Annotated in this window: 15 protein-coding genes; 7 read left to right on the top strand and 8 right to left on the bottom strand. The window is 62.6% G+C overall.

Annotated elements, in window-relative coordinates:
* Positions 1-89 precede the first annotated feature (89 nt).
* Together J2Y83_RS04915 and J2Y83_RS04910 are read left to right on the top strand one after the other, a co-directional pair.
* Complete coding sequence (locus tag J2Y83_RS04915; RefSeq protein WP_253393541.1) at positions 90-2,108, top strand: TonB-dependent receptor; 2,019 nt, start codon at positions 90-92, stop codon at positions 2,106-2,108.
* Positions 2,109-2,641: 533 nt separating this feature from the next.
* Positions 2,642-5,053, top strand: a complete 2,412-nt coding sequence (locus J2Y83_RS04910) for a glucose/quinate/shikimate family membrane-bound PQQ-dependent dehydrogenase (RefSeq protein ID WP_253393540.1) — start codon at positions 2,642-2,644, stop codon at positions 5,051-5,053.
* A gap of 65 nt (positions 5,054-5,118) precedes the next feature.
* Here the strand turns inward: J2Y83_RS04910 and J2Y83_RS04905 are convergent, their stop codons facing one another.
* The 8 genes from J2Y83_RS04905 to J2Y83_RS04870 all read right to left on the bottom strand — a co-directional run bounded on the left by J2Y83_RS04905 (position 5,119) and on the right by J2Y83_RS04870 (position 14,273).
* On the bottom strand, positions 5,119-7,455 hold the full coding sequence (locus J2Y83_RS04905; RefSeq protein ID WP_253400347.1) for a putative bifunctional diguanylate cyclase/phosphodiesterase: 2,337 nt from the start codon (positions 7,453-7,455) through the stop codon (positions 5,119-5,121).
* Between the two features lie 205 nt (positions 7,456-7,660).
* The gene (locus J2Y83_RS04900; protein WP_253393539.1) at positions 7,661-8,836 is read right to left on the bottom strand and encodes an ABC transporter substrate-binding protein; all 1,176 of its coding nucleotides are present in this window, start codon (positions 8,834-8,836) and stop codon (positions 7,661-7,663) included.
* Positions 8,833-9,807: a CobW family GTP-binding protein gene (locus tag J2Y83_RS04895; RefSeq protein ID WP_253393538.1), complete on the bottom strand. Its 975-nt coding sequence runs from the start codon at positions 9,805-9,807 to the stop codon at positions 8,833-8,835. The genes J2Y83_RS04900 and J2Y83_RS04895 overlap by 4 nt, the downstream gene beginning before the upstream one ends.
* Before the next feature lie 112 nt (positions 9,808-9,919).
* Positions 9,920-10,219 carry a hypothetical protein gene (locus J2Y83_RS04890; protein WP_253393537.1) on the bottom strand — a complete coding sequence of 100 codons (300 nt, stop codon included), beginning with the start codon at positions 10,217-10,219 and terminating at the stop codon, positions 9,920-9,922.
* A gap of 13 nt (positions 10,220-10,232) precedes the next feature.
* On the bottom strand, positions 10,233-10,982 hold the full coding sequence (locus tag J2Y83_RS04885) for an SDR family NAD(P)-dependent oxidoreductase (protein WP_253393536.1): 750 nt from the start codon (positions 10,980-10,982) through the stop codon (positions 10,233-10,235).
* 138 nt (positions 10,983-11,120) lie between these two features.
* Positions 11,121-11,882: an SDR family NAD(P)-dependent oxidoreductase gene (locus J2Y83_RS04880; protein WP_247402140.1), complete on the bottom strand. Its 762-nt coding sequence runs from the start codon at positions 11,880-11,882 to the stop codon at positions 11,121-11,123.
* A 10-nt stretch (positions 11,883-11,892) separates the two neighbouring features.
* Positions 11,893-13,233 (bottom strand): MFS transporter, encoded by a 1,341-nt coding sequence (locus tag J2Y83_RS04875; RefSeq protein WP_253393535.1) that lies wholly within the window; start codon positions 13,231-13,233, stop codon positions 11,893-11,895.
* 161 nt (positions 13,234-13,394) lie between these two features.
* A complete protein-coding gene (locus J2Y83_RS04870; protein WP_253393534.1) occupies positions 13,395-14,273 on the bottom strand; it encodes a polysaccharide deacetylase family protein in 879 nt (292 codons plus the stop codon).
* Positions 14,274-14,828: 555 nt separating this feature from the next.
* Here J2Y83_RS04870 and J2Y83_RS04865 point away from each other — a divergent pair.
* The 5 genes from J2Y83_RS04865 to J2Y83_RS04845 all read left to right on the top strand — a co-directional run bounded on the left by J2Y83_RS04865 (position 14,829) and on the right by J2Y83_RS04845 (position 20,200).
* The gene (locus J2Y83_RS04865) at positions 14,829-15,818 is read left to right on the top strand and encodes a GntR family transcriptional regulator (RefSeq protein ID WP_253393533.1); all 990 of its coding nucleotides are present in this window, start codon (positions 14,829-14,831) and stop codon (positions 15,816-15,818) included.
* Positions 15,819-15,942: 124 nt separating this feature from the next.
* On the top strand, positions 15,943-18,363 hold the full coding sequence (lon, locus tag J2Y83_RS04860; protein WP_253393532.1) for an endopeptidase La: 2,421 nt from the start codon (positions 15,943-15,945) through the stop codon (positions 18,361-18,363).
* 205 nt (positions 18,364-18,568) lie between these two features.
* Positions 18,569-18,958, top strand: coding sequence for a protease inhibitor I42 family protein (locus J2Y83_RS04855; RefSeq protein WP_253393531.1), 390 nt, complete (start codon positions 18,569-18,571; stop codon positions 18,956-18,958).
* A 1-nt stretch (position 18,959) separates the two neighbouring features.
* Positions 18,960-19,616: a lysoplasmalogenase gene (locus J2Y83_RS04850; protein ID WP_253393530.1), complete on the top strand. Its 657-nt coding sequence runs from the start codon at positions 18,960-18,962 to the stop codon at positions 19,614-19,616.
* Between the two features lie 125 nt (positions 19,617-19,741).
* Positions 19,742-20,200: a hypothetical protein gene (locus tag J2Y83_RS04845; protein WP_253393529.1), complete on the top strand. Its 459-nt coding sequence runs from the start codon at positions 19,742-19,744 to the stop codon at positions 20,198-20,200.
* The last annotated feature ends 48 nt before the right edge of the window (positions 20,201-20,248 follow it).

The raw sequence follows: 20,248 nt of genomic DNA, 5'->3' as shown, positions 1-20,248 counted from the left end.
TGTTATATTATAACGATAACAATCAAAAACAAGCCGTTCGATAACGTCTGCCGCCTTCTCTTTTTTGTCGTTTTGCCAAGGAATGTCCGATGTCCCTCTCCTCTGCCTGGCGCTTGTCCCCCCTCGCCGCCGCCCTGCTGATCTGCTCCGAAGCCCACGCGCTGGAACTGCCACCCCAAGTCATCACCGCCAACCCGTTGGGCAGCGAGCAACTGGCTTCACCGACCACCGTGCTGGAAGGCGATGACCTGACCCTGCAACAAAAAGGCAGCCTCGGCGAAACCCTGAACAAGCAGCCGGGCGTGTCGTCGTCCTACTTCGGCCCGGGCGCCAGCCGACCGATCATTCGCGGCCAGGACGGCGACCGCATTCGCATCCTGCGCAACGGCGTGGGCGCACTGGATGCCTCGTCGCTGTCCTACGACCACGCCGTCCCGCTGGACCCGGTCAACGTCGACCGCATCGAAATCGTGCGTGGCCCGGCGGCCCTGTTGTACGGCGGCAGCGCCATCGGCGGCGTGGTCAACACCTTCGACAACCGCATCCCCACCGAAGCCATCGAAGGCATCCACGGCGCCGGTGAATTACGCTACGGCGGCGCCGACACCACGCGCAGCAGCGCGGGCAAGCTCGAAGCCGGCAACGGCACCTTCGCCCTGCACCTGGACGCCAACGCGCGGCAATTCAATGACCTGAAAATCCCGGGCCAGGCCCGCAGCCGCCACGCCCCGGAGACCGAAGACGGCCCCGGCAAAAACGGCCGCCTGGGCAACAGCGACGGGCGCCAGGACGGCGGAGCGCTGGGCGGTTCCTACACCTGGGACGACGGTTATGCCGGGCTGTCCTACAGCACCTACGACAGCAACTACGGCTCACCCGCCGAGCAGGCGGTGCGCATCCGCATGAAGCAGGACCACTACGCGTTTGCCTCCGAGATCCGCAACCTGCAAGGCCCGTTCACCTCGGTGAAACTCGACGCGGGCTACACCGACTACGAACACCGCGAAATCGAAGGCGGCGAAACCGGCACGGTCTTCAAGAACAAGGGCTACGAAGCACGGGTTGAAGCGCGCCACCAGCCGCTCGGCCCGTTCGACGGCGTGGTCGGCGCACAAGTGACCCGCAACGAATTCTCGGCCCTCGGCGAAGAAGCCTTCGTGCCCCAGACCGACACCAACACCGGCGCACTGTTTATCCTCGAAGAAATGCAGGCCACCGAACGCCTGAAACTCAGCCTCGGCGGACGCCTGGAGCACACCAGCGTCGACCCGGACGGCAAAGGCAACGCACGTTTCGCCAATGCCAACAAAACCAACGACTTCACCGCCGGCAGCCTATCGTCCGGCGCGGTCTACACCCTCACGCCAATCTGGTCCCTGGCCGCGACCCTGGGCTACACCGAACGCGCGCCGACCTTCTACGAGCTGTACGCCAACGGCGCCCACGTCGCCACCGGCACCTACGAATTAGGCGACGCCAACCTGAAAAAAGAAAAAGCCGTGTCCAGCGACCTGGCCCTGCGCTTTGACAACGGCACGCACAAAGGCAGCTTCGGCGTGTTCTACAGCCGCTTCTCCAACTACATCGGCCTGCTGGGCACAGGTCGCACACTGAACGACGAAGGTGAAGAAGACGCAGCCGGCATCCCTGAATACAAATACTCGGGAGTACGCGCCCGTTTCGCCGGCTTTGAAGCCCAGGATCACTGGAAGCTCGGCGAAAGCGCCTACGGCAAATTCGCGCTGGAACTGTCAGGCGACTACACCCGCGCCACCAACCTCGACACCGGCGAAGCCCTGCCACGCATCGCACCGCTGCGCCTGAACAGCGGCTTGTTGTGGGAACTGGACCGCTGGCAAGCACGCATCGACATCGAACACGCCGCCGGGCAAGGCCGCGTGCCGACCAACGAAAACGGCACCGACGGCTACACCACGTTAGGCGCCAGCGCCGGCTATCGCTTCAACGTCGGCGGCAGCCAGTGGCTGGCGTTCGTCAACGGCGAAAACCTGACCAACCAGACCGTGCGCTACGCCAGCTCGATCCTGCGCGACATCGCCCCGGCAGCAGGCAGAAGCGTGCAAGTGGGCCTACGCACCACCTTCTAACCACCCAAAAAAACGCCGCTATGGAGATCCAAATGTGGGAGGGGCGGTGCCGAGTGGTGGGGCAAGAGCGTTTGGGTTACTTTTGCGCTTTTCAAAAGTGACCCGCCGTAAGGGCGGAACCATAAGCCGCCGTTACCAAAGAAACGCATATACACCCCACTCCCCGGGCTGACTACAAGGCCGCCACACCAGCAAACTCCCCCGTTTAACAGCGACAATCCGTCACTGTTACCAAATCCGAAATAATGCATCTTGCGATTTTCACTTTCTCTCAACGCCCCAGCGCATTATCCTTGGCGGCAATAACCTGAAACGATTCACCCTCGGTCAACCCCATCTTGCCGACTAACCCTCGCCATAAAGACAGCGCTGTCTCACACCCAGCCGCGCCTGGGGATAAATCGCCCGCCTGTGGATAACCCACGCTACCCCCAGAAAAACCCAATTAACGCTGAACCAAGCCCGTGCCAAATCGTCATCTACAGTGAAGCAACACGGGGATACATAATTCCAACGTCACGGAGAAACACACTATGAGCACTGATGGTGCCTCAAGCCCAAGCCGCCTACTGCCCAGGCTGCTAGGCGTCTTGCTGCTGATCATGGGCCTGGCCCTGCTGGCCGGTGGTATCAAGCTGAGCCTGCTCGGCGGGTCGCTGTACTACCTGCTGGCCGGTATCGGCATCACCCTGACCGGCCTTCTGCTGCTGGCCACCCGCCGCGCCGCGCTGGGCCTGTACGCACTGGTGCTGTTCGCCAGCACCGTGTGGGCACTGTGGGAAGTCGGCCTGGACTGGTGGCAGTTGGTGCCGCGCCTGGCACTGCTGTTCGCCCTGGGCATCGTCATGCTGCTCCCATGGTTTCGCCGTCCATTGCTGCGTGGCCAACCGGCACCGCTGGGCACCGGCGCGCTGAGCGTGGCCGTGGTCCTGGCCGGCGCCGCCGCCGTGGCCAGCCAATTCACCCACCCGGGTGAAATCAAAGGCCAACTGGACCGCGACGCGGTGCCAGGCATGGCCAGCGCTGCACCGACCCAGGCCGATGGCGACTGGAACTCCTACGGCCGTTCGGCCTACGGCGATCGCTACTCACCCCTGGCACAGATCACCCCGGAAAACGCCCACAAACTGGTGCCAGCCTGGACCTTCCGCACCGGCGACATTCCCGGCGCAGGCGACCCCGGTGAAACCACCGCGGAAAACACCCCGCTGAAAGTCAACGGCATGCTCTACGTGTGTACCCCGCACAGCCAGGTGATTGCCCTCGACCCGGATACCGGCAAGGAAATCTGGCGTTTCGATCCGAAGATCACCACCCAAGGCGCCGAGAGCTTCAAGGGTTGGGCGCACATGACCTGCCGTGGCGTGTCGTATCACGATGACGCCGCCTACGCCTCCGAACAGAGCCCGACCGGCAGCGCCAGCCCGGCTGCCGCGCCGAACGCCTGCCCGAAACGCATCTTCGTACCGACCGCCGACACCCGTCTGATCGCCCTGAACGCCGACACCGGCAAGATGTGCGAAGACTTCGGCGACAAAGGCCAGGTCGACCTGCGTGCCAATATCGGCAGCTTCGCCCCAGGCGGTTACTACTCCACCTCGCCGCCGGCCGTGACCAAAAACCTGGTAGTGATCGGCGGTCACGTCACCGATAACGTCTCCACCGACGAGCCAAGCGGCGTGATCCGTGCGTTCGACGTACACACCGGCAAGCTGGTGTGGAACTGGGACAGTGGCAACCCGGACGACACCACCCCGTTGGCCGAGGGCAAGACCTACACCCGCAACTCGCCGAACATGTGGTCCATGTTCTCCGTGGATGAAAAACTCGGCATGCTTTACCTGCCGATGGGCAACCAGATGCCCGACCAATACGGCGGCGACCGTACCGAAGATTCGGAAAAATACAGCGCCGGCCTGACCGCCCTGGACATCGACAGCGGCCACGTGAAGTGGACCTTCCAGTTCACCCACCATGACCTGTGGGACATGGACGTGGGCGGCCAGCCGTCGCTGATCGACATCAAGACCGAAGCCGGCGTGAAGCAAGCGGTGATGGCGTCGACCAAACAAGGCAGCATCTACGTGCTGGACCGCGCCACGGGCCAGCCGGTGGTACCGGTCCACGAAGTGGCCGTACCGCAAGGCGCCGTCGCGGGCGATCACACCTCGCCGACGCAACCGAAGTCTGACCTGAACTTCATGCCACCGCCGCTCAAAGAGCGTGACATGTGGGGCGTGACCCCGTTCGACCAGATGCTGTGCCGCATCGATTTCAAATCCATGCGCTACGACGGGGCTTTCACTCCACCATCGCTGCAAGGTTCGATCGTCTACCCGGGTAACTTCGGCGTGTTCGACTGGGGCGGCATTTCCGTCGACCCCGTGCGCCAGATCGCCTTCGTGAACCCGAGCTACATGGCATTCAAATCGAAACTGATCCCGGCCGCCGACATCGCCAAGCAAGGCCCACGCGTCAGCGAAACCGAAGGCGTGCAGCCGAACAAAGGCGCGCCCTACGGCGTGATCCTCGAAGCGATGCTGTCGCCGATGGGCCTGCCGTGCCAGGCGCCAGCGTGGGGTTATGTAGCAGCGGTCGACCTGACCACCCACAAAACCATCTGGATGCACAAGAACGGCACCGTGCGCGACAGCTCGCCGGTTCCGGTCCCGCTGACCATGGGCGTGCCTAGCCTGGGCGGCACCTTCACCACCGCCGGTGGCGTGTCCTTCCTGAGCGGCACCCTCGACCAGTACCTGCGTGCCTATGACGTGAAAAACGGCAAGCAACTGTGGGAAGGTCGCCTGCCAGCCGGTGCGCAAACCACACCGATGACCTACACCGGCAAGGACGGCAAGCAGTACGTGCTGGTCATGGCCGGCGGTCACGGCTCCCTGGGCACCAAGCAGGGTGACTATGTGATGGCGTTCAAACTGCCGGATTAAGCGGTGCCGGCAGCACAACAAAGGCGGCTTCCCTCATGGGTAGCCGCCTTTTTACTGCGGTTTTTTCACAGCAGAACGTGTTCGCGCCGCATCCACCGCTCAAACGCCATCGCGGTCAACGGCCGGCTGATCAAGTAACCCTGGGCGGTGTCGCAATTCCACTGTTTGAGCAGCGCCAGGCTGGGCTCGAACTCAACCCCTTCGGCCACCACCTTGAGCCCCAGGTTATGGCTCATCTCGATGGTGGAGCGCACGATCACGCCGTCGCCGCTGGTGCTGTCGAGGTTGCGCACGAAGGACTGGTCGATCTTCAGTTCCTGCACCGGCAGGCGCTGCAATTGCGCCAGCGACGAATAGCCGGTGCCGAAGTCATCCACCGACAGGCTGATGCCGCAGCCGCGCAGTTGTTCCAGCACGCTGAGCGCCTGTTGCGGGTTGTGCATGATCGCGCTTTCGGTGATTTCAAAAATCAGTTGCTGGGCCAGCACGGCGTATTGCAGCAGCAAGGCTGTGACGCGAATCGCCAGGTCGTCATCGGCCAAGTCGTCCACCGAAATATTCACCGACAGCTGGATATGCAGACCACTGTGCGCCCACTCGGCGATCTGGCGGATGGCTTCTTCGATCACCCACAACGTCAGGCTCCCTATGCTGCCGGTGCGTTCGGCCAGGGGGATGAATTCGACGGGTGACACCAGGCCCAGGGTCGGGTGCTGCCAGCGCAGCAAGGCTTCGGCCTGGCGCACATGGCCGTGCTTGAGGTCGAGCTTGGGCTGATAGCACAGGAACAACTCACCTTCGAGGGCGGCGCGGCGCAGGTCGCGGATCAGGGTGATCTGGCGCTGGTGCGCCAGGTCGCGGTCCTGCCGGTAGATCTGCAGATAGCCAGGCAAGGCCGCCGCATCATGGCGGGCAATGGCGGCGCGGCTGATCAGTTCGTCGACCTGCTGGCCGTCGGCGGGGTACGCGGCGATGCCAATGCTCACTTCATGGCGCAGTTCGTCGTTGCCGATGCGCTGGGGTTCGGTGATCAGCGCGTAGAGACGGTCGGCACGGGCCACGGCGCGGTCGATCTGGGTGTTTTCCAGCAGCACCAGAAACTCGCTGCCGGTGATGCGCGCCGCCGTGTCGCTGGGCAGCAGGCTCACGGACAAACAGCGGCTGGCTTCGCGGAGCATTTGCTCGACGCCTTGCGGGCCGAAGCCTTCATTGATCAGCCGGTAGTTTTCAATCCCCAGGTACAGCAACACCACCGGGCGCTGCGCACTGATCGCACTGCCCAGGCGCTCCATGGCCAGGGCGCGATTGGGCAGGCCGGTGAGCGAGTCATGCAGGGCGTTATGGGCCAGTTGCCGTTCGCGCACGGCAATCCCGCTTTGCATGGCGTTGAAGGCGCGGGCCAGCAGGCCGAATTCATCGTTGCCGCGCACCCGTACCGGCGTGCGGTAGTCACCGGCGCCGATGCGTTCGGCGGCCTCCACCAACGCATTGAGCGGGCGCGACACCCGCCGCGCCAGAAACAACGCGCCGGCCAGCGACACCAGCAACACCGCCAGGGCAATCCCGAGAAATTGCCGGCCCAGCGGCGCAAAGGCTTCCAGGGCATGGTCCAGCGGGCTTTGCAGCAGCACCCGCACTGCATCGCCATCGCCGGTGTTGGCCAGTGACAGCACATGGCTGAGCACGCGTTCACCGTAGAACAGATCGATCTGTGCCTCGGGGTTGGGGTGTGGGTCGCGCAGCCGGTTGACCAGGGTGGCCTGGTAGCCATCGGGCTGAGTGCTGAACAGTGCACCGGGGCGTGCGCCTTGCACACTGAGGAACGACACGTCGAGGTTGCTCATGGAACGCAGTTCATTGGCAAACAGTGTGTCCATGGGAAAGCCCATGACGACGCGGGCGACGGGCAGCGGGTCGAGCACTTCGTCTTGCACCAGCAAATAGGGGCGCCCGTCCATGGCCACGATCAGCATTTGCAAGCCACTGCGGCGTGCCTGGCGCAGTGCCGCGTCGTAGGGAAACGGTTGACCGCTGGAGAGCACAGGCAGGGTACTGACCATCACCTTGCCATCGAGCCCCAGCACAAACACTTCACTGCCACGAATGCCGGTCCCGTGTTGCCCCAGGGCGGCCAGGATCGGCGCGGTCTTGCCTGCGGCCACAGCGTGTTTGAACGAGCCGTCGGCGGTGAGCCAGTCCAGCCCGTATTGCAAGCGGCGGCCGCGCAAGTCCAGCAGGCGTTCGAACACCTGAGTGCCGGTTTTCAATTGGACCCGCGCCTGGTTTTCCATGGCGCGGCTGGTGGCGGCCTTGACCGCGAAGTAGGTGGCAGCGACCACCAGCAGCAGCAACAGCGCCAGCACTCCGGCAATACGGGTCTGAAACGTGTGGCGCCACGGCATGGCCGCGGCCCGCGCAAGCGTGCGCCTTTCTATGCCATTGCGTCCCTTCGTCATGTGCCTTCCTTGCGACGACTGACTCTGCGTCAAAAAAACATCCATTTTTAGAAGATGTTGGGTTTGAGCAGATTAGCTGGGAGTTCAGGCAAGCGCATACAATAAAAACAGGATATTTCGCGTCATATTATTGGCGACAGGCAATTTGACATCATCCCCCTCGCGCGCGCATGAAATCCCCCCAGCGCCGCACCAGGTAGTTGTGTTCATCCATCACCGAATTCCACACCGCGATATGCCCCATGCGCTGTTCATAGGAGCCGCCGTCGCGCACTTCGCCGATATCGATCAGCGGCAGGCCATCGCTGCCCGGTAATTCTTCCCGCGCGGGCTTACCGGCGTACCAGTAGTCCCATTCGGCGCTGGTCAAGTGATCGCGGCTGCGTGCCGGGTTGCCGATGTAGTAACCCTGGCGGGCCATCACCGCCCCCGGCCAGCCGGACAGCCACCAATTGAGGTACGCATAGGCCGCGTCGAGCACCGGGCCCTGGGCATGGCGCGACAACGACAGGCCACCGAACCAGGCGCGATAGCCTTCACGCGGCACCGCCAGGCGGTACTTCACCCCCGCACGGTGCAGGCGCATCAGGGTCGGCGACCACAGGCTCTGGATATCGATGCTCGGGCTGAGCATCAAGTGCGCCGCCTCTTCATCGTCGGACCAGAAGGCTGCGAAGTGCCCTTCTTTCTGCTTGCGCACCAGGATATCGGCGAGCACATCGATCTCTTCGATGCTCATATTGCCGATGTCCTTGAACGTCGCCAGCCCGGCGCCCTGCACCGCCAGCGCGGCATCCAGGGCACCGATGGCGGCGTCACTTTGCAGGGCGGTGCGCGCGCGCAACTGCGGGTCGAGCAACCAGCCCCAGCTTTCATTGCTACGGCTGAACGCCTCGGGCAAGCGTTCGGGGCGGTAGGCGAAGCTGTCGGCGTTGTGGGTCAGGGGCAACATGCTGATGCGTTCGGTGACGGTGCTGCCGAGGCTGCCATCGTGCTGCACAAACAACCGCTCACTGGGCACGCTGCCGCTGCCCAGGCGGTCGCTGGGCGACAGGCGACCGCGCTTGGGCAGGTCGTTGATCTCGTGCCACAAGGCGATGCGCCGCGTGTCGATGGGCTGGATTGCGCGGGCGGGCCACACGAAGTCGACGTTGTGGAACCACTGGTCGTACAGGTCGTAGCTGTCGGGCTGCATCACCGCGATGCGCTGGGCCTGTTCGACGTCATGCACCTGGTATACCAGGCGAATGCCCAGTTCCTGCTCGGCCCGCACGCGCAAGCATTCGAGCAAGGTCACCGAAGTGCCGAGGACTCTTAAGGTGATCATGCTGCGAACCGCCGTGAAAACGCTTCAAACGAGCGGCGCAACTGCGTGGGGTCGATGCCGCGCAGGATAAACACCAGGCGCGATTGGCGGTCGGTACCCGGCCACGCCGGCAGGTGGACTGGCGCATGCAGGCAGTGCTGCACGCCATGAATGACGATGGGGGCCGAGCTTGCGTTCACGTTGAGCAGTCCTTTGACGCGAAGGATTCGTTCGCCATGGCATCTTAACAGCATCGACAACCACACTCCGAAGCCGACCCAATCGAGCGGTTGGTCGAAGGTCAGGCAGCAGACTTGCGCGGCGCCATGGCTGGCCGTGGTGGTCCGGTGCAGTTGCCAGCGGCTGACTTCGACCGCCGGTTCGGCGCTGCGCAAACCTTCGCCGAGCAGCAGTTGATCGCCGCTGTGGATGTCGTGGGTATTCAGGATCGGCGTGCCCGGGTTCAGCGCCTGCAGGTGCACACGCAGCGGCTCGCAATCGTCCACCCGGTCGGTCTTGCTCAGCAGCAAGCGATCCGCCGCCGCCACCTGGGCCAGCCATTCCGGGTGCAGGCGTTCCTGCAGGGCGGCGTGGCTGGCGTCGACCAGGGTGATGACCAGGCCGATATGAAAACGCCCGCGCAGTTGCACGTCGTTGTTGAGGGTCGCGAGGATCGGCGCCGGGTCGGCCAGGCCGGTGGTTTCCAGGATCACCCGTTTGAAGGCCGGGATCTCGCCGCGCTCGCGGCGTTGCAAGAGGCCGAGCAGTGCGTCTTTGAGTTCGCCACGAATCGAGCAACAGACGCAGCCGCTGGGCAGCAGCACGGTGTCCGGCGCCACTTCTTCCACCAGCAGGTGGTCGATGCCGATGTCGCCGAACTCGTTGATCAGCAGCGCGGTGTCGCCAAGGCTCTCGCCTTGCAGCAGGCGCGTGAGCAAGCTGGTTTTGCCGCTGCCGAGGAAGCCGGTGATGACGTTGAGGGCAATACTCATATGTTACCTCCGCCCCCTGTAGGAGCGAGCTTGCTCGCGAAAATCGTCAACGATGACGCGGGCATCCTGGATGCACGCGGCGCTCTCGGGCTTTTCGCGAGCAAGCTCGCTCCTACAAGGGGCATTCCAAGTGATCGAGTAGTTGCGGGTCGAGGGGGTCCAGCGGCCGCCCGAGCAGGGTTTCGGCCGCTTGCCAGAGTTGATCCAGGCCGCTGGCCAACGCCTGTTTGCCGGTGGCGCCCAACAGCAGGTATGAGGCGCCCTGGAAGTCTTCGACCTGGAGCCGGAACACCGCCAACACCTGGTTGATCGCGGCGATCCGGCGCAGGCGTTCGCGGCGCCGGGGCAACTCATCGCCCAAGGGGTCGCTCCAGTGCAGGTCTTCGCCGAGCAGCCCGCAGAGTCCGCACATCGCTACACCCCGCTCATGGCATGACATCGCCGGAGTTCGGGCCCAGGGTCTGGCCGACGAACAGGTTACCGCCCGGCTCGCTGGCCAGCAGCACGGCGGTGGGCGCTACTTCGTCGGCCAGGCCGAAGCGGCCCAGGGGCAGTTCGGCGGCCTTGGCGCGCTTCCAGCTGTCGCTGATGCCGCCCACCAACGGCGTTTCGATGGGCCCCGGCGCGATGGCGTTGACCAGCACGTTGTCCTTGGCGACTTCCAGCGCCAGGGATTTGGTGAAGCCGATCACACCGGCCTTGGCCGCTGCGTAATGGGTCAGCTCGGCGCCGCCCTTGATCCCCAGTTGCGAGGCGACGTTGATGATCCGCCCCCAGCCCTGCGCCAGCATGTGCGGCAAGGCGCGCTGGCTGGCGACGAAGACGCTGGTGAGGTCGACGCGCAGCATGTCGTTCCACATCTCGATGGAGAGGTCGACGCAGCGCGCCTGGGTGAGCATGCCGGCATTGTTGACCAGAATATCGATGCCGCCGAAATGCTCGACGCAACGATCGACACTGGCCTGGGCGCCTTCGACGGTGCCGACATCGGCCAGGCACTCGAACACTTGCGCGCCGAGGTTGCGGCAGGTGATGGCGGTTTCGGCGAGGCTGACGGCATTGCGGTCGGCCAGCAGCAGGCGTGCGCCTTCAGCGGCATAGGCACGGGCGATGGCGGCACCGATGCCGCTGCCGGCGCCGGTGATCACGGCGCGGCGATGGGTCAGTTGGTTCATGCAAAAACTCCTGAAAAAACACAGTGCCAATGTGGGAGGGGGCTTGCCCCCGATAGCGGTGGTTCAGATAAAACAGCTGTGACTGACACACCGCTATCGGGGGCAAGCCCCCTCCCACACTTTTTCCACCGCGTGGGGTCAGTCGGGCCAGCGCACGGTCAGGCCTCCGTCGATGACGATGCTTTGCCCGGTCAGGTAGCTCGACGCATCACTGGTCAAAAACTGCACCAGCGACGCCACTTCATCCGCCCTCCCCACCCGGCCCAACGGAATCGCCCGTGCGGCCTTGGCCAAACCTTCCGGCCCGAGGGAGTTCTGCGCGTCCAGCGATTGCGGCGTCTCGATCAACCCCGGGATCACCGCATTGCAGCGAATTCCCAATGGCGCCAATTCCACCGCCAGTGAGCGGCACAACCCCGGCACACCGGCCTTGGCCGCCGCGTAATGGCTGTGCTCCTGCCAGCCATATACGCCGCCGGCAATCGACGAAATCGCCACCAGCGCGCCGCCCGCGGGCATATGCCGAGTCGCCGCGCGGAAGGTGCGCATCACCCCCGTCAGGTCGACGTTGAGCATTTCGTCCCACAGTTGATCGGTCATTTCCAGCAGCGGCGCACGGCGCAACAGACCGGCGTTGGCCACCGCATAGTCCAGGCGGCCAAAATGCTGCACGGCGTGGGCGGCCAAGGCGTCCACCGAGGCGGTATCGCCCACGTCCAGCGGCAGCATCAGGCATTCGCCAGCCGCCTGTTCCACCAGGGACACGGTGGTGCGCGGGTCATGGGGATCGGCCGGGTAATACCCGCCCACCACCGCCACGCCGTTGCGCGCATAGGCCACCGCGAGGGCTTGGCCGATGCCGCTGGCGGCACCGGTAATCAAGGCAACTTTACGCTTCATCAAACACTCCTTACTGCACGGTTTCCGGACGCACATGGCGTGCGGCAAACATCAGCACACCGGATAAAAAGCACGGCAAGGCGCCGAACCACAGGGCGGCGGTCTGCCAGTCGCTGCCGGCGGACAACACTTGCGTCGCGCCGAAACCGGCGACCACCGCGCCAATCGGGCCCATGGCATGAATGATCGCGCCGCCGGTGGCACGGATGCTGGTGGGGAAACTTTCGCTGATAAAGAACAGCGCCGCCGAGTACGGCCCGATCAGGAAGAACAGGCCCAGGCTGTACAGCCCGACCACCATCGCCATGTTGCTCGGGCCGAACAGCATCCCGGCGAACGACAGCCCGCCGAGCATCCAGCCCAGGCCGATGACGTTGCGGCGGCCGATCTTGTCGCCCATCCAGCCGTGGCTGAGGTAGCCGCAGTAACCCACCAGGTTCGACAGCACGAGGATGATCAGCGAGTTCTCGAACGAGATGTGGTGAACGCTGACGATCACCGACGTGCCAAGCACGCTGAACACCTGGATCGCTGCCCAGTTGAGCAACAGCGCGGCGCCGATCACCAGGGTGGCGCGGCGGGCCGGGCCACGGAAGGCGGCTTTGAGGCCGGCTTTGCTGTGTTCGTCGTAGTCCACGCCGTAGGTCGCGGCGACGTTTTGCGCTTCGCTCACCGCGCCGCTTTTACGCAGCTCGCTGATGCGCTGATGGATCTGGAACTGCGGGCTCTCCTTGAGCTTGCGCGCCATGATCGCGATGACCACGGCCGGAATCGCGGCAAAAATGAAACACCCCTGCCAGCCGATGATCGGCAGCAACAGCGCGGTCAACCCGGCGGCGATCAGCGCACCGACCGGCCAGCCGCCCTGCACCAGGCTGTAGATAAAGCCACGGCGCTTGGTCAGTCGCGGATCTTCCGAGGCGCCATACAGCTCGCTCAAATACGTGGCGTTGACGGTTTCCTCGGCATAGCCCAGGCCGCCCAACGAACGGATCAGAATCAGCGGCGACTTGCCCCACGCGCCACCGATCGCGGTCAGCGCCGAGCACACTGCGGAACCGGCCACGGTGAAGATAATGCCTTTGCGCCGCCCCAACTTATCGACGACGGGGCCAATGGCAAATGCCACCACCGCCGTACCCACCGCCACCCAGGTCGCGATTTCAGCTTGTTCCACCTCGCCCCAGCCGAAGTGCCGGCCGATCTCCGGCAGCAACGTGCCGAACAGGATGAAGTCGTACACCGCAAACACCCAGGCGAAAAACGCGATCCAGGTGGCGAAGCGCACTTCCTGGGACGTCAGTTGCCGGGGTTTCCAGCCAGTCAGGTCAAGCTTGTTGTAGATGGACATGAATCACGCCTCAAAGGTGGGGGGGGTCAGCTACGCGGTTTGAACCCATCTTGTAGGAGCGAGCTTGCTCGCGAAAATCATCAACGATGACGCGGGCATCCTGGATGCACGCGGCGTTCTCAGGTTTTTCGCGAGCAAGCTCGCTCCTACAAGGGGTGGGGTCAGGTACGCGGTTGGCGGCGGACAAAGTCATCGGCGATTTCGTCGAAGGTGACGAAGCGCACGCCGGCATGGCTTTGGATGTGTTCGATCAAGCGTTCGAGCATCAGCAGCACTTGCGGGCGGCCGGAGACGTCGGGGTGGATGGTCATGGTGAACACCGCGTGTTCGTGTTCGCGGTAGACCCAGTCGAACTGGTCGCGCCACATTTCTTCGAGGTGACGCGGGTTGACGAAGCCGTGGCTGTTGGGAGCTTTTTTGATGAACATCATTGGCGGCAGGTCGTCGAGGTACCAATTGGCCGGGATCTCCACCAAGTCGGTTTCTTCGCCGCGCACCAGGGGTTTCATCCAGGTGTCGGGGTGCTGGCTGTAGTCGATCTTGGTCCAGCTGTCGCCCTTGCGCACGTAGTAGGGGTGGAAGTCGTTGTGCATCAGGCTGTGGTCGTACTTGATGCCTTTTTTCAGCAGCAGCTCGTTGGTGACCTTGCTGAATTCCCACCACGGTGCGACGTAGCCGGTCGGACGCTTACCGGTCACATGGGTGATCAGTTCGATGGACTTGTCGAGCACGATTTCTTCCTGCTCGGCGGTCATCGCAATCGGGTTTTCGTGGCTGTAGCCGTGTACGCCGATTTCGTGACCGGCGTCGGCCACCGCCTTCATCTGCGTGGGGAAGGTCTCCATCGAGTGGCCGGGGATAAACCAGGTGGTGCGCAGGCCGTAGCGCTCGAACAGTTTGAGCAGGCGCGGCGCGCCGATTTCACCGGCGAACAGGCCGCGGGAGATATCGTCGGGCGAGTCTTCGCCGCCGTAGGAACCGAGCCAGCCGGCGACGGCGTCAACGTCGACGCCGAATGCACAGAGGATGTCTTTAGCCATGGGGTGTCTCCTTAGAGCGTCAGTTGGGATTCGACGGACAGCGCAGCCCGCAACAGGCGTGCGTCTTCCCCCGTCGGGGCGATGTGGATGACGGCCGGAGTGATCACGCTGCCGACCAACTTGCGTGGTCGAGGGCTTGCACCGGGTCGCTGTGACCGTTGGCGAAAGCCTCGGCCATTGAAGTGGCGTCTGACATCAAGGCGCTCCTACAAAACGTACATATTAATAAAATGTACATTTTACAAAGGCAGCTTTCGTGCCAGTCTGTGTCGACGGATTTTTCTGTGATTGCGCTTTATCGACCAGAGTGGCGGGATAGATACTTTTGTAGGAAGTTGTAGGAAGCAAAAAAACCTGGTGCGGCCCCTGCAGTACGCGCTCAAGCGAATAATGTATCTTTTATTAAAAAGTACATTTTGGTGCAGAAAAGTAACAATCCTACCTTCAAGGCCCCAAAAAAGTGCCACCGACGTGGCGCGGAGTGACAGGCGCATCTATGAGAGAATCCCTGGCTGCGTCCTACATACACCCGACCTCTTTAGTTCAGAGAACACGATGAAAGCAGTGTCCGCCTCGGCCTCCCGTTACGCGATGATTCACCAGCTTTTGCGTGACGCGATCGTCAACGGCACCGCGCGCCACGGGCTGGTCCTGCTCGAAGCGCCGCTGGCCGAATTGTTCGGCACCAGCCGCGTGCCGGTACGCAAGGCGCTGGACCTGCTGCATGCCGAAGGGTTGATCTGCCGTTTCAACGGGCGCGGTTATCTGATCAACCCCGAGGGCGTGGTCATGGAACCGCTGCGCCTGCCCCTGAGCCCGGCGCACCTGGGCCTGAACGACGAGGACGAACTGGTGGATACACGGCCGTTGGGCGAGCGGATCGTCGAGGAAATCGGCGCGGCGCTGTCCACCTGCATCGCTTTCGGCCATTACCGCCTGGATGAGCAAGCCGCCGCCGACCACTACGGCGTCAGCCGCGCGGTGGTGCGTGAAGCACTGATGCGCCTGCGCGACCGTGGCCTGGTGGAAAAAGAGCCCTATTCCCAATGGCTGGCCGGGCCGCTGACGGCGCGGGAAGTCACCGAAGACTACGAACTGCGCGCCTGCCTGGAGCCCGAAGCGCTGCGCCAGAGCGCGCCGAACCTTGACCGCGCGCTGCTCGAAGCCATGTTGCAACGCGTGCTCGACGCCCAGGACAGCCCACAGTGCAGCCTGGAAGCCATCGAGCAGATCGAAGAGGATTTGCACCAACGCTGCCTGGCCGGCCTGCAAAACCGCAAGATCGCCGCGCTGATCCGCCAGGGCCAGAGCCCGATGATCATCAGTCGGATTTTCTATCGCTTGCTGGGGATCGGTGCCGACCCGGCGATGCTCGCCGAACACCGCTTGATCCTGGAGTTGTTGCTGCACGGCGCGTTCGATGCGGCGGCGTTGAACCTGCGCGAGCACCTGCAACGGGCGCGGCAGCGGATGTTGCAGCGGTTGAAGGTGTTGTCGGTACTGCCGGAACAACCCCTGCCCGCCTACCTCCACAAAATCAGCTGACCGCTCCCCCATTGACCGGGCCTCTGCAGTAATTTCATGCAATATGTTGCTATCCAGCCCCCGCCATTGAAACCACCGCTGGCCCGCCCCATCTAACTGGCATACTTCCCTATGCAGGTGCCCCATGAGCGACCAGCAAGATATCCCTGATTTCGACGCCAACGAATACGCCGACCCTGAAAACGCCGAGGGTCACTCGTCCAATACCGGCCTGGCCCTGCCTGGGCAAAACCTGCCGGACAAGGTCTACATCATCCCGATTCACAATCGCCCGTTCTTCCCGGCGCAAGTATTGCCGGTGATCGTCAATGAAGAACCGTGGGCCGAAACCCTGGAGCTGGTGAGCAAATCCGACCATCACTCCCTGGCCCTGTTCTTCATGGACACGCCGCCAGATGATCCACGGCATTTCGACACCTCCGCGCTGCCGCTGTACGGCACCCTGGTGAAGGTCCACCACGCCAGCCGCGAAAACGGCAAACTGCAATTCGTCGCCCAGGGCCTGACCCGCGTGCGGATTCGCACCTGGCTCAAGCACCACCGCCCACCGTACCTGGTGGAAGTCGAATACCCGCACCAGCCGACCGAGCCGACCGATGAGGTCAAGGCCTACGGCATGGCGCTGATCAATGCGATCAAGGAACTGCTGCCGCTCAACCCGCTGTACAGCGAAGAGCTGAAGAACTACCTCAACCGCTTCAGCCCCAACGACCCGTCGCCGCTGACCGACTTCGCCGCCGCCCTCACGTCGGCGACCGGTACTGAGCTACAGGAAGTGCTGGACTGCGTGCCCATGCTCAAGCGCATGGAAAAAGTGCTGCCGATGCTGCGCAAGGAAGTCGAAGTCGCGCGTTTGCAAAAAGAACTCTCCGCCGAGGTGAACCGCAAGATCGGCGAGCACCAGCGCGAATTCTTCCTCAAGGAACAGCTCAAGGTCATCCAGCAGGAACTGGGTTTGACCAAGGACGACCGCAGCGCCGACGTCGAGCAGTTCGAACAACGCCTGGAAGGCAAAGTGCTGCCGGCCCAGGCGCAAAAACGCATCGATGAAGAACTGAACAAACTGTCGATCCTCGAAACCGGTTCGCCGGAATACGCGGTGACGCGCAACTACCTGGACTGGGCGACCTCAGTACCGTGGGGCGTGTACGGCGAGGACAAGCTCGACCTGAAACATGCGCGTAAGGTCCTGGATAAACACCATGCCGGCCTGGACGACATCAAGAGTCGCATCCTCGAATTCCTCGCGGTGGGCGCTTATAAAGGTGAAGTCGCCGGCTCCATCGTGCTGCTGGTCGGCCCGCCGGGCGTGGGCAAGACCAGCGTGGGTAAATCGATTGCCGAATCCCTCGGGCGGCCGTTCTATCGCTTCAGCGTCGGCGGCATGCGCGACGAGGCCGAGATCAAGGGGCATCGCCGCACCTACATCGGCGCCCTGCCCGGCAAGCTGGTGCAGGCGCTCAAAGATGTGGAAGTGATGAACCCGGTGATCATGCTCGACGAGATCGACAAGATGGGCCAGAGCTTCCAGGGCGACCCGGCTTCGGCGCTGCTGGAAACCCTCGACCCGGAACAGAACGTCGAATTCCTCGACCACTACCTGGACCTGCGCCTGGACCTGTCGAAAGTGCTGTTCGTGTGCACCGCCAACACCCTGGACTCGATCCCCGGCCCCTTGCTGGATCGCATGGAAGTGATTCGCCTGTCGGGCTATATCACCGAAGAAAAAGTCGCCATTGCCAAACGCCACCTGTGGCCAAAGCAGTTGGAAAAAGCCGGCGTGTCGAAAAACAGTCTGACCATCAGCGACGGCGCCCTGCGCGCCTTGATCGACGGCTATGCCCGCGAAGCCGGGGTGCGCCAGTTGGAGAAACAACTGGGCAAGCTGGTGCGCAAGGCGGTGGTCAAGCTGCTGGATGAGCCGGACGCGGTGATCAAGATCGGCACCAAGGACCTGGAAAGCTCCCTCGGGATACCGGTGTTCCGCAACGAACAAGTGCTGTCCGGCACCGGCGTTATCACCGGGTTGGCCTGGACCAGCATGGGCGGCGCGACCTTGCCGATCGAGGCGACCCGCATCCACACGCTCAACCGCGGCTTCAAGCTCACCGGGCAACTGGGTGATGTGATGAAAGAGTCCGCTGAAATCGCCTACAGCTACATCAGCTCCAATCTGAAGTCGTTTGGCGGTGATCCGAAGTTCTTCGATGAAGCCTTCGTCCACATGCACGTACCCGAAGGCGCCACGCCGAAAGACGGCCCGAGCGCTGGCGTGACCATGGCCAGTGCGCTGTTGTCGCTGGCGCGCAACCAGCCGCCGAAGAAAGGCGTGGCCATGACCGGCGAGCTGACGCTGACCGGGCATGTACTGCCGATTGGCGGGGTGCGTGAGAAGGTGATCGCGGCGCGGCGTCAGAAGATTCACGAGCTGATCTTGCCCGAGCCGAATCGCGGCAGTTTTGAAGAACTGCCGGAGTATCTGAAGGAAGGGATGACCGTGCACTTCGCCAAGCGTTTTGCGGATGTGGCGAAGGTGCTCTTCTGATAGCCCTTTAGCACTTGGGCGGGCGTCATCGTGGGCAAGCCCACTCCCACAGTTGACCGAGTACATCCTTTGGAATGCGCTCGAATGTGGGAGCGGGCTTGCCCGCGATGACGCCCGCCCAGCCACCCCAATACACCGCCTGCCCGCCACACCCTGCCTCATCTTCGGTTATGCTCGCTCTTCGTCGCACATCAACGGAGCCCCCATGACCGCTGCCCGCCTGCTTCTCCCCTTGAGCCTTGCCCTGCTGGCCGCGTGCGCCAGTGCCCCACAGCAAAACGTCAGCGTGGAAAAACAGAGCACCTGCCCGCTCCAGCTCAAAACCGGACAAAACCTGATCCTGACCCTGCCCAGCAACCCCACCACCGGCTACCGCTGGGCCATCCAGGATTCCGCCGGCGGCGTGCTGCGCGCACTGAGCCCCGAGGTCTACAGCAGCACAGAATCCGGCGTGATCGGCGGTGGTGGTCAATCCACCTGGCGCTTCCAGGCCTTTGCGTCCGGCCAGGGCCGTTTGCGCCTGACCTCCCAGCAACCCTGGGAACCGGAAGCCGAACCGACCGAGACGTTCGACTGCGCCATCACGGTGAACTGATATGCCCTGGCTGATTCTTGCGTTGATGGGCGCCGGCACCTTTATCTACGGCCTGACCGTCCATGCGGCGTTACTGTGCCTGCTGGTCAAACCGTTGCCGGTCCTGGCGCTGCTGGGCTGGCTGCATGATGCACCGCCCACCGACTATCGACGCTGGATCAGCCTGGGGCTGATTTTCTCCTTGGTGGGCGACGTGCTGCTTGCCTGGCCGGGTGACCTGTTCATCTTTGGCTTGGGTGCATTTCTGTTTGCGCACTTGGCGTACCTCAAAGCGTATTTCAGTGACTGTCGCCGCCTGGCGCTATTGCCGCTGATCTTGGCACTGGGCGTGGGCGCGATCCTGCTGAGCATCCTGATTTCCCACGGCCTGGGTGACTTGCTGATACCGGTGGTGGTGTATGCGCTAGTGATCAGCGCCATGCTCTGGCGTGCGCTGGCTCGGTTGGGCAGCGACGTGCCAAAACGCTCGGCAGGGTTGGCGGCTGCGGGCGCGGCGTCGTTCGTGTTTTCCGACACGCTGATCGGCATCAACCGATTTGTGGTGGCGTTCGATGCAGCGCCGTATTTGCTGATCACTACGTATTGGCTCGGCCAATGGGGCATCACTGCGTCTTCCTTTGCGTTGCAGGATCGCTCGAATACCCTTAAAGGCGGATAACCAACAACTGGCTATTAATTTTATTTCTATACGATATAAAGCACTGTAAACCCCTACAGTATTCATCCCTCTTTGCTGGTCATAGTCTGTATAGCGCTCACACTCCACTCACTCAAGGAATGATCATGGACGCTACCCAGAAAAAGAACGCAGACTTTAAAGTTTCGCTCTCTGCCGAAACGACATTTACCACGCCTCACGCGATAAAATTTCACAGTTATCATATCGAACTGCACTCATTGTTCGGCCATCTGGACTTTGTAGTTGAACTCAACAAGGCGTCAACTCAAAGTCATAGGAGCCTGGGGTTGTCGTTTGTCAGAGACATTGCGACTGGAACTTATCCGGCAGATGGATCGGGCAATCAGTTTGCCCAGTTTATCTATATGGTGTATCACGGGCGCCCCGATGACAGTGGGTTTACCCAATATACAGCCACGCGCGGCACGGTAAATATCGAGGTGAGCAAGACTGGAAACCTTGAGCACTTCACACTTAGGTATGACGTCACCGCAGAATCTGCAGATGGGCATTCAATCCCCATTAAAGGAGAATCTGAGATTTACGCTAAATTCCACCAATAACCTACAACACCTGGGGGGAGGCGTCATATGCATTCTCCCTCTGGCTCA

Source organism: Pseudomonas marginalis, assembly GCF_024169655.1.
GTDB lineage: Bacteria > Pseudomonadota > Gammaproteobacteria > Pseudomonadales > Pseudomonadaceae > Aquipseudomonas > Aquipseudomonas paraveronii.
Note: the sequence above shows the minus strand (reverse complement) of the source record. Positions and strands in the feature narration are given on the sequence as shown.

What these genes read in the sequence shown, in the direction of transcription:
- J2Y83_RS04885 (WP_253393536.1), bottom strand. Translation starts at nt 10,982, where the DNA reads ATGAACCAACTGACCCATCGCCGCGCCGTGATCACCGGCGCCGGCAGC.
- J2Y83_RS04910 (WP_253393540.1), top strand. Translation starts at nt 2,642, where the DNA reads ATGAGCACTGATGGTGCCTCAAGCCCAAGCCGCCTACTGCCCAGGCTG.
- J2Y83_RS04905 (WP_253400347.1), bottom strand. Translation starts at nt 7,455, where the DNA reads ATGCCGTGGCGCCACACGTTTCAGACCCGTATTGCCGGAGTGCTGGCG.
- J2Y83_RS04895 (WP_253393538.1), bottom strand. Translation starts at nt 9,807, where the DNA reads ATGAGTATTGCCCTCAACGTCATCACCGGCTTCCTCGGCAGCGGCAAA.
- J2Y83_RS04875 (WP_253393535.1), bottom strand. Translation starts at nt 13,233, where the DNA reads ATGTCCATCTACAACAAGCTTGACCTGACTGGCTGGAAACCCCGGCAA.
- J2Y83_RS04890 (WP_253393537.1), bottom strand. Translation starts at nt 10,219, where the DNA reads ATGTGCGGACTCTGCGGGCTGCTCGGCGAAGACCTGCACTGGAGCGAC.
- J2Y83_RS04845 (WP_253393529.1), top strand. Translation starts at nt 19,742, where the DNA reads ATGGACGCTACCCAGAAAAAGAACGCAGACTTTAAAGTTTCGCTCTCT.
- J2Y83_RS04855 (WP_253393531.1), top strand. Translation starts at nt 18,569, where the DNA reads ATGACCGCTGCCCGCCTGCTTCTCCCCTTGAGCCTTGCCCTGCTGGCC.
- J2Y83_RS04850 (WP_253393530.1), top strand. Translation starts at nt 18,960, where the DNA reads ATGCCCTGGCTGATTCTTGCGTTGATGGGCGCCGGCACCTTTATCTAC.
- J2Y83_RS04870 (WP_253393534.1), bottom strand. Translation starts at nt 14,273, where the DNA reads ATGGCTAAAGACATCCTCTGTGCATTCGGCGTCGACGTTGACGCCGTC.
- J2Y83_RS04865 (WP_253393533.1), top strand. Translation starts at nt 14,829, where the DNA reads ATGAAAGCAGTGTCCGCCTCGGCCTCCCGTTACGCGATGATTCACCAG.
- J2Y83_RS04880 (WP_247402140.1), bottom strand. Translation starts at nt 11,882, where the DNA reads ATGAAGCGTAAAGTTGCCTTGATTACCGGTGCCGCCAGCGGCATCGGC.
- J2Y83_RS04900 (WP_253393539.1), bottom strand. Translation starts at nt 8,836, where the DNA reads ATGATCACCTTAAGAGTCCTCGGCACTTCGGTGACCTTGCTCGAATGC.
- lon (WP_253393532.1), top strand. Translation starts at nt 15,943, where the DNA reads ATGAGCGACCAGCAAGATATCCCTGATTTCGACGCCAACGAATACGCC.
- J2Y83_RS04915 (WP_253393541.1), top strand. Translation starts at nt 90, where the DNA reads ATGTCCCTCTCCTCTGCCTGGCGCTTGTCCCCCCTCGCCGCCGCCCTG.